General features: G+C 60.6%; 15 protein-coding genes and 1 tRNA gene. 10 read left to right on the forward strand and 6 right to left on the reverse strand.

The window, feature by feature from the left end; all coding sequences use genetic code 11:
• The first annotated feature begins 149 nt into the window (after nucleotides 1-149).
• From rbfA to SJY08_RS18250, 7 genes are all read left to right on the forward strand, one after another.
• Nucleotides 150-554, forward strand: a complete 405-nt coding sequence (gene rbfA, locus SJY08_RS18220) for a 30S ribosome-binding factor RbfA (protein ID WP_054149385.1) — start codon at nucleotides 150-152, stop codon at nucleotides 552-554.
• Nucleotides 555-566: 12 nt separating this feature from the next.
• Nucleotides 567-1,496, forward strand: coding sequence for a tRNA pseudouridine(55) synthase TruB (gene truB, locus SJY08_RS18225; protein ID WP_006725259.1), 930 nt, complete (start codon nucleotides 567-569; stop codon nucleotides 1,494-1,496).
• Between the two features lie 150 nt (nucleotides 1,497-1,646).
• Nucleotides 1,647-1,916 carry a 30S ribosomal protein S15 gene (gene rpsO / locus SJY08_RS18230; RefSeq protein WP_006725260.1) on the forward strand — a complete coding sequence of 90 codons (270 nt, stop codon included), beginning with the start codon at nucleotides 1,647-1,649 and terminating at the stop codon, nucleotides 1,914-1,916.
• A gap of 316 nt (nucleotides 1,917-2,232) precedes the next feature.
• The gene (gene pnp / locus SJY08_RS18235) at nucleotides 2,233-4,377 is read left to right on the forward strand and encodes a polyribonucleotide nucleotidyltransferase (RefSeq protein WP_377277413.1); all 2,145 of its coding nucleotides are present in this window, start codon (nucleotides 2,233-2,235) and stop codon (nucleotides 4,375-4,377) included.
• Nucleotides 4,378-4,453: 76 nt separating this feature from the next.
• Entirely contained in the window at nucleotides 4,454-5,470 is a 1,017-nt protein-coding gene (locus SJY08_RS18240; RefSeq protein ID WP_054149505.1) for a class I SAM-dependent methyltransferase, read from the forward strand.
• Nucleotides 5,471-5,586: 116 nt separating this feature from the next.
• Entirely contained in the window at nucleotides 5,587-6,609 is a 1,023-nt protein-coding gene (locus tag SJY08_RS18245) for an AraC family transcriptional regulator (protein WP_069042627.1), read from the forward strand.
• Between the two features lie 208 nt (nucleotides 6,610-6,817).
• Complete coding sequence (locus tag SJY08_RS18250) at nucleotides 6,818-7,081, forward strand: LuxR C-terminal-related transcriptional regulator (protein WP_300889420.1); 264 nt, start codon at nucleotides 6,818-6,820, stop codon at nucleotides 7,079-7,081.
• 87 nt (nucleotides 7,082-7,168) lie between these two features.
• On the opposite strand, the gene fabB is transcribed toward SJY08_RS18250, so the two are convergent.
• Both fabB and fabA read right to left on the reverse strand, forming a co-directional pair.
• Nucleotides 7,169-8,392: a beta-ketoacyl-ACP synthase I gene (gene fabB / locus SJY08_RS18255; protein ID WP_054149381.1), complete on the reverse strand. Its 1,224-nt coding sequence runs from the start codon at nucleotides 8,390-8,392 to the stop codon at nucleotides 7,169-7,171.
• 44 nt (nucleotides 8,393-8,436) lie between these two features.
• Nucleotides 8,437-8,952, reverse strand: a complete 516-nt coding sequence (gene fabA / locus SJY08_RS18260) for a 3-hydroxyacyl-[acyl-carrier-protein] dehydratase FabA (RefSeq protein ID WP_054149380.1) — start codon at nucleotides 8,950-8,952, stop codon at nucleotides 8,437-8,439.
• Between the two features lie 304 nt (nucleotides 8,953-9,256).
• On the opposite strand from fabA, the gene irrA reads away from it, so the two are divergent.
• The gene (gene irrA, locus SJY08_RS18265) at nucleotides 9,257-9,673 is read left to right on the forward strand and encodes an iron response transcriptional regulator IrrA (RefSeq protein ID WP_006725267.1); all 417 of its coding nucleotides are present in this window, start codon (nucleotides 9,257-9,259) and stop codon (nucleotides 9,671-9,673) included.
• Nucleotides 9,674-9,686: 13 nt separating this feature from the next.
• Here the strand turns inward: irrA and SJY08_RS18270 are convergent, their stop codons facing one another.
• Nucleotides 9,687-10,322 carry a trimeric intracellular cation channel family protein gene (locus SJY08_RS18270; RefSeq protein ID WP_054149379.1) on the reverse strand — a complete coding sequence of 212 codons (636 nt, stop codon included), beginning with the start codon at nucleotides 10,320-10,322 and terminating at the stop codon, nucleotides 9,687-9,689.
• Nucleotides 10,323-10,447: 125 nt separating this feature from the next.
• Here SJY08_RS18270 and SJY08_RS18275 point away from each other — a divergent pair, with 125 nt between their 5' ends.
• Nucleotides 10,448-10,921 carry a hypothetical protein gene (locus SJY08_RS18275; protein WP_054149378.1) on the forward strand — a complete coding sequence of 158 codons (474 nt, stop codon included), beginning with the start codon at nucleotides 10,448-10,450 and terminating at the stop codon, nucleotides 10,919-10,921.
• 3 nt (nucleotides 10,922-10,924) lie between these two features.
• Here SJY08_RS18275 and SJY08_RS18280 read toward each other — a convergent pair whose 3' ends face one another.
• Complete coding sequence (locus SJY08_RS18280; protein WP_377277418.1) at nucleotides 10,925-11,716, reverse strand: YdcF family protein; 792 nt, start codon at nucleotides 11,714-11,716, stop codon at nucleotides 10,925-10,927.
• A gap of 140 nt (nucleotides 11,717-11,856) precedes the next feature.
• On the opposite strand from SJY08_RS18280, the gene SJY08_RS18285 reads away from it, so the two are divergent.
• The gene (locus SJY08_RS18285; protein WP_153763373.1) at nucleotides 11,857-12,054 is read left to right on the forward strand and encodes a hypothetical protein; all 198 of its coding nucleotides are present in this window, start codon (nucleotides 11,857-11,859) and stop codon (nucleotides 12,052-12,054) included.
• Nucleotides 12,055-12,154: 100 nt separating this feature from the next.
• Here SJY08_RS18285 and SJY08_RS18290 read toward each other — a convergent pair.
• Both SJY08_RS18290 and SJY08_RS18295 read right to left on the reverse strand, forming a co-directional pair.
• Nucleotides 12,155-12,230: transfer RNA gene (locus tag SJY08_RS18290), tRNA-Ala, on the reverse strand.
• A 155-nt stretch (nucleotides 12,231-12,385) separates the two neighbouring features.
• On the reverse strand, nucleotides 12,386-12,772 hold the full coding sequence (locus tag SJY08_RS18295; RefSeq protein WP_054149375.1) for a TIGR02300 family protein: 387 nt from the start codon (nucleotides 12,770-12,772) through the stop codon (nucleotides 12,386-12,388).
• Nucleotides 12,773-12,929 lie beyond the last annotated feature (157 nt).

Raw genomic sequence — 12,929 nt, forward strand, 5'->3', positions numbered from 1 at the left:
GCGTTTCGAACAACGATCCTTTCGGGCGCCGGATATTCCGGCGCTCGCTGTTTATGGGATCGTGACATCCGGCATTGGCCGGATGAACCACAATTACGGCATGACGCAGCAGGCAAGCGCCCCCGATGTCATGCGAAAGGCTTTGAACCATGACAAAACCAACCTCTTCGGCACCTTCGCAGCGCATGCTGCGCGTCGGCGAGCAGGTGCGTGCCGCCATCACCCAGGTCCTGCAGCGCGGCGAAGTCCGCGACGAGGTGATCGAAAAAACCGTCATCTCCATCTCCGAAGTCCGCATGTCGCCGGACCTCAAGATGGCCACCGCTTATGTCACGCCGCTCGGCGTCAAGGACCATGATACGGTCATTGCGGCCCTCAACAAGCACGCCAAATACATTCGCGGCCGGCTGGGCAACCAGCTCCGGCAGCTGAAATACATGCCGGAAGTCCGTTTCCGCGACGACACCAGCTTCGACAACTACCAGAAGATCGATGCCCTGCTGCGTTCGCCGGAGGTCCAGCGCGACCTCGGCTCCGACGAAGATCAAGACTGAGAAAAGACCTAGATGTCCAAACCCCGCAAGCCCAAGGGCCGCCCGATTTCGGGCTGGCTCATTCTCGACAAGCCGGTGGATTTCGGCTCGACCGAGGCCGTCGGCAAGATCAAGTGGCTGTTCAACGCCCAGAAGGCCGGTCATGCCGGCACGCTCGATCCGCTCGCATCAGGCATGCTGCCGATTGCACTCGGCGATGCGACGAAGACCGTCCCTTACGTCATGGACGGCCGCAAGATCTACGAATTCACGGTGACCTGGGGCGAGGAGCGCTCGACGGACGATCTCGAGGGCGAGGTGACGCAGAGCTCCGACAAGCGCCCTGCAAAGAGCGACATCGAGGCGTTGCTGCCCAACTACACCGGCACCATCAGCCAGATCCCGCCGCAGTTCTCGGCGATCAAGATTGCCGGCGAGCGGGCCTATGATCTCGCCCGCGATGGCGAGACGGTCGAGATCCCCTCTCGCGAGGTCGAGGTTCACCGCCTGACGCTGCTGAACTGCGAAGGCGACAAGGCACATTTCGAGGTTGAATGCGGCAAAGGCACTTACGTGCGCTCGCTGGCCCGCGACTTTGGTCGCGATCTCGGCTGCTACGGCCATATCTCCTCGCTCCGCCGCACCTTTGTGGCCCCGTTTGCCGAGGAGATGATGGTGCCGCTCGCGGAGCTCGTGGCGCTCGAAGCCATCGAGGACCGGGATGAGCGGCTGGCCGCTCTCGATGCATTCCTCGGCGATACGGCAGAAGCGCTTTCCGCCCTGCCGCAGCTCAGGATCACCGATGACCAGGCGCATCGGCTGCGCATGGGCAACCCGATCATCCTGCGCGGCCGCGATGCACCCGTTGCAGAGCCTGAGGCCGTGGCGCTTGCCGGCGGCAAGTTGATCGCCATCGGCGAGATCGCGGGCGGCGAGTTTCACCCGCGGCGCGTCTTCGCCTGACGCCTTCCCGCCGCCTGCTCTTTCCTTTCTTGAGGGAATGGAGTATAGGCGGCGGCAGCTGGCCCTCCGGGTGCCTGCATTCACGGCCAATGCTGGACGACATCCCGGCGTTTGGCGACCTGTTTCTCCTTATTCTAGAAAGGATTCACGATGTCGATCACTGCAGAGCGCAAGGCCGCCCTCATCAAGGAATACGCAATCAAGGAAGGCGACACCGGTTCTCCGGAAGTTCAGGTCGCAATCCTGACCGAGCGTATCACCAACCTGACGGAACACTTCAAGGGTCACAAGAAGGACAACCACTCGCGTCGTGGCCTTCTGACCATGGTTTCGACCCGCCGTTCGCTTCTCGACTATGTCAAGAAGCAGGATGAGGCTCGCTACACGACCCTGATCACGCGCCTCGGCATCCGCCGCTAACGACTTCCCGGCGGACCTTCTTCACGAAGGTCCGCCGGTTGCCTTTCCGGGTCAGGCTACAAGACCCGCGACTGGTTCCGCGCGAAGACCGCCCGGAACGAACGACAGGCCGGATGGGCCGGATCTGTCGACGACAACCGATGACCTGTCATGGGGCAGGATTGTTGGATGCTTCCGCACCCTGTCGGGTGCTCGAACCGGCCAATGCCGAAACCGAAGCCTCCCACTGTCTTGCCCGTGATTGCGTCAGCACATTGCAGACCAACCGCCCCCTGCCCATTCGGCAGGACGAAGGTCCGCATATGAAGGACAAGATATGTTTGATGTTCACAGCGTTGAGATCGAGTGGGCAGGCCGCCCGCTGAAGCTCGAGACCGGCAAGATCGCCCGCCAGGCTGACGGTGCCGTTCTCGCCACTTATGGCGAAACCGTCGTTCTCGCCACCGTCGTTTCGGCCAAGTCGCCGAAGCCGGGCCAGGATTTCTTCCCGCTCACCGTCAATTACCAGGAAAAGACCTACGCCGCCGGCAAGATCCCGGGTGGCTACTTCAAGCGCGAAGGTCGTCCGTCGGAAAAGGAAACGCTGGTTTCCCGTCTGATCGACCGTCCGATCCGCCCGCTCTTCCCGGAAGGCTACAAGAACGACACCCAGGTCGTCGTCACCGTCGTCCAGCATGACCTCGAAAACGATCCGGACGTATTGTCGATGGTTGCCGCTTCGGCAGCGCTGACGCTCTCCGGCGTGCCCTTCATGGGCCCGGTCGGCGGCGCTCGCGTCGGCTACATCAACGGCGAATACGTTCTGAACCCGCATCTCGACGAGATGGACGAGTCGGTTCTGGATCTGGTCGTCGCCGGCACCCAGGACGCCGTCCTGATGGTCGAGTCGGAAGCCAAGGAACTCAACGAAGACATCATGCTCGGCGCCGTCATGTTCGGCCACAAGGGCTTCCAGCCGGTCATCGACGCGATCATCAAGCTCGCTGAAGTGGCTGCCAAGGAGCCGCGCGAGTTCGAACCGGAAGATCATTCCGCTCTCGAAGCCGAAATGCTGTCGATCGCCGAAACCGAACTGCGCGCTGCCTACAAGATCACCCAGAAGGCTGATCGTTACGCCGCCGTCGACGCCGTCAAGGCCAAGGTGAAGGCACACTTCTTCCCGGAAGGCGAAGAGCCGAAGTACACCAATGAAGTCATCGGTGCCGTCTTCAAGCACCTGCAGGCGAAGATCGTTCGCTGGAACATCCTCGACACCAAGAGCCGCATCGACGGCCGTGACCTGTCGACCGTTCGTGCGATCGTGTCGGAAGTCGGCATCCTGCCGCGTACGCATGGTTCGGCCCTCTTCACCCGCGGCGAGACGCAGGCAATCGTTGTTGCCACGCTCGGCACCGGCGAAGACGAACAGTATGTCGACAGCCTGACCGGCATGTACAAGGAACGCTTCCTTCTGCATTACAACTTCCCGCCCTACTCCGTCGGTGAAACCGGCCGCATGGGTTCGCCGGGTCGTCGCGAAATCGGTCACGGCAAGCTCGCATGGCGCGCTATCCGCCCGATGCTGCCGTCGGCTGAGCAGTTCCCCTACACGCTGCGCGTCGTCTCCGAGATCACCGAGTCGAACGGCTCGTCCTCGATGGCAACCGTCTGCGGCACCTCGCTCGCACTGATGGACGCTGGCGTTCCGCTCGCCAAGCCGGTTGCCGGTATCGCCATGGGTCTGATCCTCGAAGGCGAACGCTTCGCGGTTCTCTCCGACATCCTCGGTGACGAAGACCATCTCGGCGACATGGACTTCAAGGTAGCGGGCACTGCCGACGGCATCACCTCGCTGCAGATGGACATCAAGATCGCCGGCATCACCGAAGAGATCATGAAGGTCGCACTCGGCCAGGCTCAGGGTGGCCGCAAGCACATCCTGAACGAAATGGCGAACGCCCTTTCGGAAAGCCGTGGCCAGCTCGGCGAATTCGCACCGCGCATCGAAGTGATGAACATCCCGGTCGACAAGATCCGTGAAGTCATCGGCTCGGGCGGCAAGGTCATCCGCGAAATCGTCGAAAAGACGGGTGCCAAGATCAACATCGAAGACGACGGCACCGTGAAGATCGCCTCTGCTTCGGGTAAGGAAATCGAAGCGGCCCGCAAGTGGATCCACTCGATCGTGGCCGAGCCGGAAGTCGGCGTGGTCTACGAAGGCACTGTTGTGAAGACTGCCGACTTCGGCGCCTTCGTCAACTTCTTCGGTTCGCGTGACGGCCTCGTGCACATCTCGCAGCTGGCTTCCGAGCGTGTCGCGAAGACCTCTGACGTCGTCAAGGAAGGCGACAAGGTCTGGGTCAAGCTCATGGGCTTCGACGAGCGCGGCAAGGTCCGCCTGTCGATGAAGGTCGTTGACCAGACCACCGGTCAGGAAATCGCTGCCGAGAAGAAGAAGGAAGACGGCGAAGCAGCTGAGTAAGCTGACGTCGTTCCCGATCCGAGGCGCGGGAGAATTTCCCGCGCCTTTTTTGTTCGCCGAGAAAGAAGACCGAGCCATGAGCCGCGAAACGCTGAAGACCCTGTTCCACCCCTTCGTCACCGAAACCGTCGCCCTTCCCGAAGCTGGAAGTCGCTACCTGTTTCTCGGCGCTGAAGCGGGATTTGCCAAGCCCGAGGGCTTTGCCGCCGAACTGACCGTGGTTCAGGATTTCCGCCCGGAATTCCGGCGCCTCGAAGCCAGCCACCTCCAGCCCGTCCCGATCGTCGATGGCGAGGGCTACGACGGTGCCCTCATCCTCTGCGGCAAGCACAAGGGCGTCAACGAGGACCGCGTTGCCGAAGCGCTGCGGCGGGTGAAAGCCGGCGGGATGATCCTGGTTGCAGGCGCCAAGGAAGACGGCATTCTGCCGCTGCGCAAGCAGCTGGACCGGCTCGGCCTCGCACCGGAATCCATGCCGAAATACCACGGCGTCGTCGTCTGGTTCAGCACGCCCGAGGATTCCTCGGCAATCGTTTCGACGCTTTCCGCCAAGCCGGTCACGGTGGATGGACGTTTCGAGACGCGCTCCGGTCTCTTCTCCCATGCCCATGCCGACGAAGGCTCCGAACTGCTCGCGAGCCGCCTGCCGACGGCCTTCGACGGCAATGCGGCCGATTTCGGCGCTGGCTGGGGATATCTCTCGGTCATGCTGGCTGACGCTTCGCCCCGCACCAATCGCATCGATCTTTTCGAAGCGAGCCACGAGGCACTCGAGCATGCCAAGCGCAATCTGGCGCGCAACTGCCCTGATCTGACGACACGGTTTTTCTGGCAGGATCTCGGCAACGAGCCGCCGAAGGAAAAATACGACCTCGTCATCATGAACCCGCCCTTCCATGAGGGTCATGCCGCCGAGCCGTCTATCGGCGCTGCGATGATAAAAGCTGCAGCGGATTCGCTGCGCGGCGGCGGCGATCTTCTGATGGTGGCGAACCGGGGCCTGCCCTATGAGCCTGTCCTGGCTCAGCATTTCAAGCAGCATGGCGAAGTCTGCCGAAATGCTCGCTTTAAGGTCCTCTGGGCAAAGCGCTGATGCCAAAGCGATCGTGATCGGGAGCGAGCGGCCTTAGACTACGCGCCCCTCGACTCCGGATCGCACCTACCTTAGCATCTGGCGCCATAAGCTTCACTTCTGGCGCCAGCGGTCTCATGCCTTCTCGGAATCTCACCGATGAATTGACCACCGTGGCCGGCCTCGCCTCAGCGGTGGTCGAGCATGCCCAGTCCTATGGCATCGACATAAAGCCCATTTGCAAGGCGCTGGAGATCGATCCGGAGATTTTCCAGAGCCTAACTGCGCGCATCAGCCTCGACCGCCTGTGCAGGCTCCTGGAGACCTGCGCGCTCCTGTCCGACGATGAGGCATTCGCGCTTACAAGCATCACGCGATATGAGGCAGGCTCGACCGGTCCGTTCGGATATGGATTGATGGCCGCGCCGACAGGGCTGGATTTCGTCCAGTTTCTCGACGACCACATCCAGTATGCCACCCAGACCAGCTATTCCAAGCTTACGCTTGGCGACCGAGGCGCGTATATCGCCTGGACCTTCGCTCCCATCATCGTAAAACGCGACCAGTATGTCGATATGTCGGTCGGGCTGGTGATGCAACGAGCCCAGGCGTTTGCTACCAGCGACAGTATCGAGGTACAACTAGAAAGACCGGCTCCCCGCAATCACAAGCCCTTTCGACAATTGCTGTCGCGACGCGTCAGTTTCGGGGCGCGCGTGAACTGCGTGCATTTCCCGCCAAGCTTCCTTCAAGCCCAGAATCCCACGGGCGACCGCAGGCTTTTTGAACTGATGGATCTGCAGTGTCGGAGCCTGAGGCCACCGACGCCGGAGAAAAGCGCCGACTTCCTCGACCAGGTCCGTCGCTACCTGCTGCTGCACGTGTCGGATGACGATTATCCGCTCGCCGAGATCGCACCCTATTTCGGCTTGTCGGAGAGAACGTTCCAGCGCCGTCTGGCGGGTCACGGGACGAGCCTCAACGAGCTGCGGGACCAGATCCGCAAGGAAGTCAGCTTCAATCTGCTGACCGAAAGTGAACTGCCGATTTCGGAAATCTGCTACCGGCTCGGCTATTCCGCGCCGAGCGCTTTCACGCGCTCGGTCACGCGATGGTTCGGCACCACACCAACGGAAGTGCGGGAGCGGAAGTCGGCATGAGAGCTTCAGAAACTTGACAAGTGCAGAGTGATCCGGCGTAATCAGGCTATCAAAGCGCTTGGAGCGCTCGATTGCTGTTGTTTTAGCGTGTTCGGATAAGCGGTTGGCGTGCGATGTCAACGACGCAGGTCCAGCAGAATGCTATGAGCGCCGCCTGACGACCTGATGGATATCAAGTCGACCTTTCTCCAGTGCGGCAACAAAAATCATGAAAACCGATACCAAACGGGCAATCGGAAGATCGCCTGCTATTTCGATCCTTTCGGATCGGGAAATCCTCTGCCTGCAGCTCGTAGCCGAAGGCATGCGGTCGGACGAGGCTGCGAATGCGCTCGTGCTGTCTCAGGAAGAGGTGAACCAGGCTTTGGTCAGCGCTCAAGAGAAGCTCGAAGCAAGCAATCTGATGCATGCGGTGAGCCTCGCCATGCTGATCGGCGTCATTGACCATACCGATCCTCATCAACCGAAGTAAGCCGTACTCCCACGGCTGGCGGACCACTTCGGATGAACGCCTGGCGCGGCAACGCGCCAGGCTTTTTTTATTCTGACGTCTCGACGATCAGCCTTGATGGCGCTGGAAGACCAGCGTCGCGTTGGTACCGCCGAAGCCGAAGGAATTCGACAGCACGGTATCGATCTTTGCGTTGTCGATGCGCTTGCGAACAACCGGCACACCTTCGAACTCGGGATCGAGTTCGGTGATGTGCGCGCTTTCGCCGATGAAGCCGGCCTGCATCATCAGGAGACCATAGATCGATTCCTGCACGCCGGCAGCACCGAGTGAGTGACCGGTCAGCGACTTGGTCGACTGGATATGCGGGATCTTGTCGCCGAAGACTTCGCGGATTGCGCCGATTTCCTTGCTATCACCCACCGGCGTCGAAGTGCCATGGGTGTTGATGTAATCGACATCGCCCTTCACAGTCGACAGGGCCTGGCGCATGCAGCGGATCGCCCCTTCGCCCGAGGGAGCGACCATGTCGTAGCCGTCGGAGGTGGCACCATAGCCGACGACCTCGGCATAGATCTTGGCGCCGCGGGCCTTGGCATGCTCGAGCTCTTCGAGGACCAGAACGCCAGCGCCGCCGGCGATGACGAAGCCGTCACGAGAGACGTCATAGGCGCGCGACGCGGTCGAAGGTGTGTCGTTGTACTTCGACGACATGGCGCCCATAGCATCGAACAGGCTGGACATCGTCCAGTCGAGATCTTCGTGGCCGCCAGCAAAGACCATGTCCTGCTTGCCCCACTGGATCATCTCATAGGCGTTGCCGATGCAGTGCGCCGAGGTCGAGCAGGCGGACGAGATCGAGTAGTTGACGCCGTGCAGCTTGAACCAGGTGGCAAGCGTTGCGGATGCCGTCGACGACATGGCCTTCGGCACGGCGAAGGGACCGATACGCTTCGGGCTGTTGTTCTGGCGGACGATATCAGCAGCTTCGACGATCTGCTTGGTCGACGGACCACCGGAGCCCATGATGATGCCGACGCGCTCATTCTGCTGATAATCGGCCTCTTCGAGACCGGCATCGGCGATGGCCTGCTTCATGGCCACATGGTTCCAGGCACCGCCCTGGGACAGGAAACGCATGGCACGACGGTCGACCAGATCGGTCGGGTCCAGACCGGGCTTGCCCCAGACCTGGCACTTGAAGCCGTGTTCGGCGAAATCGGGAGAAAAGGTGATGCCCGACTTGGCGTCGCGCAGCGATGCCGTGACTTCCGCGGCATCGGCACCGATGGAGGACACGATGCCAAGACCTGTTACTACAACCCGTCTCATCTCTCAGACCTTCTTTATAAACTTCAGGTGCGGACCGGGCCGGTTCAGGCCGCCTTGTCCTTCGACAGACCGACGCGCAGGTCGGATGCCTGGTAGATAGTTTCGCCATCGGCCTTTAACCAGCCATCGGCCGTGCCAAGCACCAGGCGACCGCGCATGACGCGCTTAAAGTCGATGCCGTATTCGAGAAGTTTCGTCTCGGGGCGCACCATGCCCTTGAACTTCACTTCGCCCGTTGACAGCGCCATGCCGCGGCCGGGCTCTCCCAGCCAGCCGAGGAAGAAGCCGGTCAGCTGCCACATGCCGTCGAGGCCAAGGCAGCCCGGCATGATGGGGTTGCCCTGGAAATGGCAGGGGAAATACCAATCATCGGGACGGACATCGTATTCAGCACGAATATAGCCCTTGTCGAAGGCGCCGCCGGTTTCGGAAATGTCTGTGATCCGGTGCACCATCAGCATGGGCGGCAGGGGGAGCTGCGCGTTGCCCTCGCCGAAGAGTTCACCGCGGCCGCAGGCGAGGATTTCGTCGTAGTTATAGCTGGACTGTCTCGTAACCATTGTTCTTCTTCTTCCCCCCTCTGCTTCAGATATCCGGGACCCATTAGAGCAAGACGGTGGCAAATTGAAGCCCCGCAGCCGCTCCGCCGGTTTCCTAGAGGCCTTGCCGGCCTCATCCTCATATCATCGTCGCATACAGGAAGGAAAAGGGCATCACCAGACCCGAAACATCAAAAACCGCCCGACAGCAGGCGTCACAAGGCTTCTCGTTACCGTATCTATTGAAAGAGCCTGATTTTGCAGCTATATCCACACGTGTGGAAGCTCATGCATGCCACGCAACGACTGGAGTGCGTCTTTGACGATGGCAACCTGCCAAACGGGTATCGAATTGAAACTGCGCCGCTCGGGCCTTCGCCCGACGAAGCAGCGTATTGCGCTGGCCGGCCTGCTGTTCGCAAAGGGTGACCGCCACTTGACCGTCGAAGAACTGCACGAAGAGGCGATCTCCGCCGATTTTCCCGTCTCGCTTGCGACCGTCTACAACACGCTGCACCAGTTCACCGAAGCAGGGCTGATCCGCGTTCTCGCGGTTGAAAGCTCCAAGACCTATTTCGACACGAACGTGTCCGACCATCACCATTTCTTCGTCGAAGGCGAGAACAAGGTGCTGGACATCCCGGTCAACAACATCAGCATCGACAATCTGCCGCCACCGCCGGAAGGCATGGAAATCGCGCATGTCGACGTTGTGATCCGGCTGCGCCCCAAGCAGGGCTGATCTCTCCCTCGCCTCACATCACCTCATCCGGATGCCGGCCCGGCTTGTGTTTGTAGGTCGGAAACGTCCATCCGAAGTACAGCGCGCCGCCTCTGAGCGCAAAGGCTGCCAGGGCTCCGATCGCGGAGGCTGCATAAAGTGGCATGCCGAACTCGTTCGCCGCCGTGAAGACCGCCGCACCGACCAGAGCTGCGGTGATGTAGATCTCCGGCCGCAGAAGCACCGAGGGCTCATTGGCTAAGAGATCGCGCAACACACCGCCGAGGCTTGCCGTCAGGGTTCCCGTCACGATCGCAATTGTCGGGGAACCGGTTGCAGCGAGCCCCTTGGCCGCGCCCATGACGCAATAGGCCGAGAGCCCGATGGCATCGAGCCAGATCAACAGGCGATAACGCGATTCGACGAGATGGGCGGTGAAGAAAACGACGACGCCGATCGCGCAGCAGATCAGGATGTAATCCGGATTCAGGACCCAGAACACCGGCACACGACCCAGCACGATGTCGCGCACCGTCCCGCCGCCGAGCCCGGTCACCACCGCGAAGAACAGAAAGCCGATCATGTCGAGCTGCTTGCGCGACGCCGCAAGGGCGCCGGTGGCAGCAAACAGGGCAATGCCCGCATAATCGAGATAAGACAGGAGCGACATGGCTTCTTTCCTCGCTGGAGCCTCCGGTCCGGGCGAGATTTGCCGCACGCCGTTAAGGGTGAGGCAAGACGCAGCCGCTAGACTTCCCCCTCGTTCAGCACAGATTGCGATCCGGAGTCCAGACCGTGCCATTCCTATTCCGCCTCCTCCTCGTCGTCGCGACCGGCATTTTTGCCGCGCCCGCCTTCGCGCAGCAGGAATTGCTGACCGATCCCGAGATTTACGAGAAGAACCACTACGCCAAGCGCTGTGACGCCGTGCAGTTTGGCGGTCGTTTCATCGACCGAATCGACATCAACAACGACGGCATCACCGACGTCGTCACCAATAGCAGCGAAATCGTCTGCGACGGCGTGCGCGGACCCGATTGCACAGCCGAAGGATGTCCCTTCAACTTCTATCTTCAGGTGAAGGAAGGTGGCTACTTCATGATCGCCACGGCGCAGATGTACTCCTACGACTTCATCCAGCGCTTCGGCAACATGGTCTTCATCCTGAAGATGCATCCGCGCTATTGCGAGCGGGAAGAGGGCCAAGAGCCTTGCGCGATGACGGTTCGCGTGCGTGGCACCAAATTCCTCACAATCTCGAAAAAGTGACGTTTACGGCGCGGGAAAGACGTCGTCGATCCTGCCGAGAATTCGATAGGCGGCGAGCCCCACCCACTCGCGGACGGCTGTCGACATCTGCTGCGCGTTCAAGGTCGGCTGCGTGAAGTCGAGCGCGAAGGACAGATCGCCGGCGGTGCGATAATCGACCGGCCAGGGCGCCACATCCACACCTGCCTTTCGAAACAGCCCGACGGAGCGTGGCATGTGGAAGGCAGACGTGATCAGCAGGCATTGACCCAGATCGCGCTCGGACAGAAGTTCGCGACTGTTCTTTGCGTTTTCATCGGTGTTTCTGGATGTCGTTTCGGCGATGAGCCGGTCGCGTGATATCCCGAAAGCCTCGAAGAAACGGATCGAGGCCGCAGCATCGCCCTCATAGATACCACTCAGAGATCCGTCGCCGCCAGACACGAGAATGCTGGCCTCGGGATATCGTATTGCCAGGCGCAGCGCTTCGACGAAGCGGTCGGCCGCCTGATTGAGATCCACGCCGCCACGGGCTGTCGTGACTTCGGTCTCGAAGGCACCACCCAGCACGATCATGCAGGATACGTCTGAGGGATCCACCACCGGCCGGGGAAATCGAGCCTCTAGGCTTTGCAGCAGCACGGAGCCAAGGGTCGTATAGAGGGTGAGGAACAGAATCAGAAGCGAGAGCGACAGGGCGGCCACGGCCGACCGGAGCCAGCGGAACCAGATCAAGGCCAGCGCAAGCAGCCCAAGCAGGAAAACGAGCGAGAGCGGCTGGACGGCATTCCAGAACAGCTTGGAAATGACAAACACCGCGCGCGCTCCTCACAAACATCTCAGGCCGTTGCGCGAGTTCCCCGCCCTTAGGGGAGGAAAGCTTCGCTCAAGCAGGCGTTACTAAACCCTCGTCGCACTGTCACCCATTTCAATTCTAAATTTTCCGGGAGGAAACCATGCGATTTGCCATCGACACCGTGGACGACTCCGGCAATGACCGCCTCTACATCGGCACGCCCGTGCATGTCAGCGACGACAAGCTGCATCTGAAGCTGCGCGACGGCGAGGTGAAGCTCGACATCCGCAAGATCATCGACTGGTTCCAGATCGATCTCTCGGAGAGCGGCGAGCGGGTGGAATTGTTTCGGCGGTGAGGCATTTGCCTGCCTTGCCCGCCGCAGGCAGGGATTGTCTTCGAACGGCGACGTAGCGTAGCTCTTTGCCAAAGATGCTTTATCAATCGAAGGAATGGATTGGTGGAGCTAAGCGGGATCGAACCGCTGACCTCTTGCATGCCATGCAAGCGCTCTCCCAGCTGAGCTATAGCCCCATCAGGGTACCGGGTTTATTCCGGCTCCGGGAACCCGTTTGAAAGCACCGCTTCCGTCGGGGTGGCGGCTTGATACTTCCGGTAATCGGAGATGGCAAGCCGAAAAATGAAAGCCCGGGCATTTTTTTAGGCCCGGGCTCGAAATGCTTGAAATATCAGACTTCGTCGTCGTCGCCGGTGACGCCGATCAGGCCGGTCATGTCATCGTCGTCGTCGTCTTCGTCAGCTTCCAGGAAGGTGTCGTCATCGTCGCCGTCGATCTCGACGTCGTCGTCGCCCATATCAGGGATGTCGTCGCCGCTGGCCGTTTCGTCAGCGTCCTCGAGCGAGACGAGCTCGACATCGGTGTTTTCGGTATCGACTTCCGCGACGTCCTCTTCCTCAGCCTTTTCCATGATGGCTGCGACCGAGGTTTCCTCGAAATAGGAAAGCGGCCAGGACTTGTTCGTGTACGGCGACACGATCGGGTCCTTGTTCAGGTCGTAGAATTTCTTGCCGGTGTCGGGGCAAGTCCGTTTCGTTCCAAGTTCTGCCTTCGCCACTGTCAAAGCCTCATGAAGTCGTGAAGAATAAGGGCATGCGCCAAGCGCCCGGCGCGAGGCCGGCCAAACTGTAGTCGGTCCCCTTAATCGCTGATGCCCTTCCTGTCAAAGGCTATCTGCGCAGGTATTTTGGCAACCGGGGGTTCACATGCTTCGC

This window comes from Rhizobium sp. R86522, assembly GCF_042466255.1.
GTDB lineage: Bacteria > Pseudomonadota > Alphaproteobacteria > Rhizobiales > Rhizobiaceae > Allorhizobium.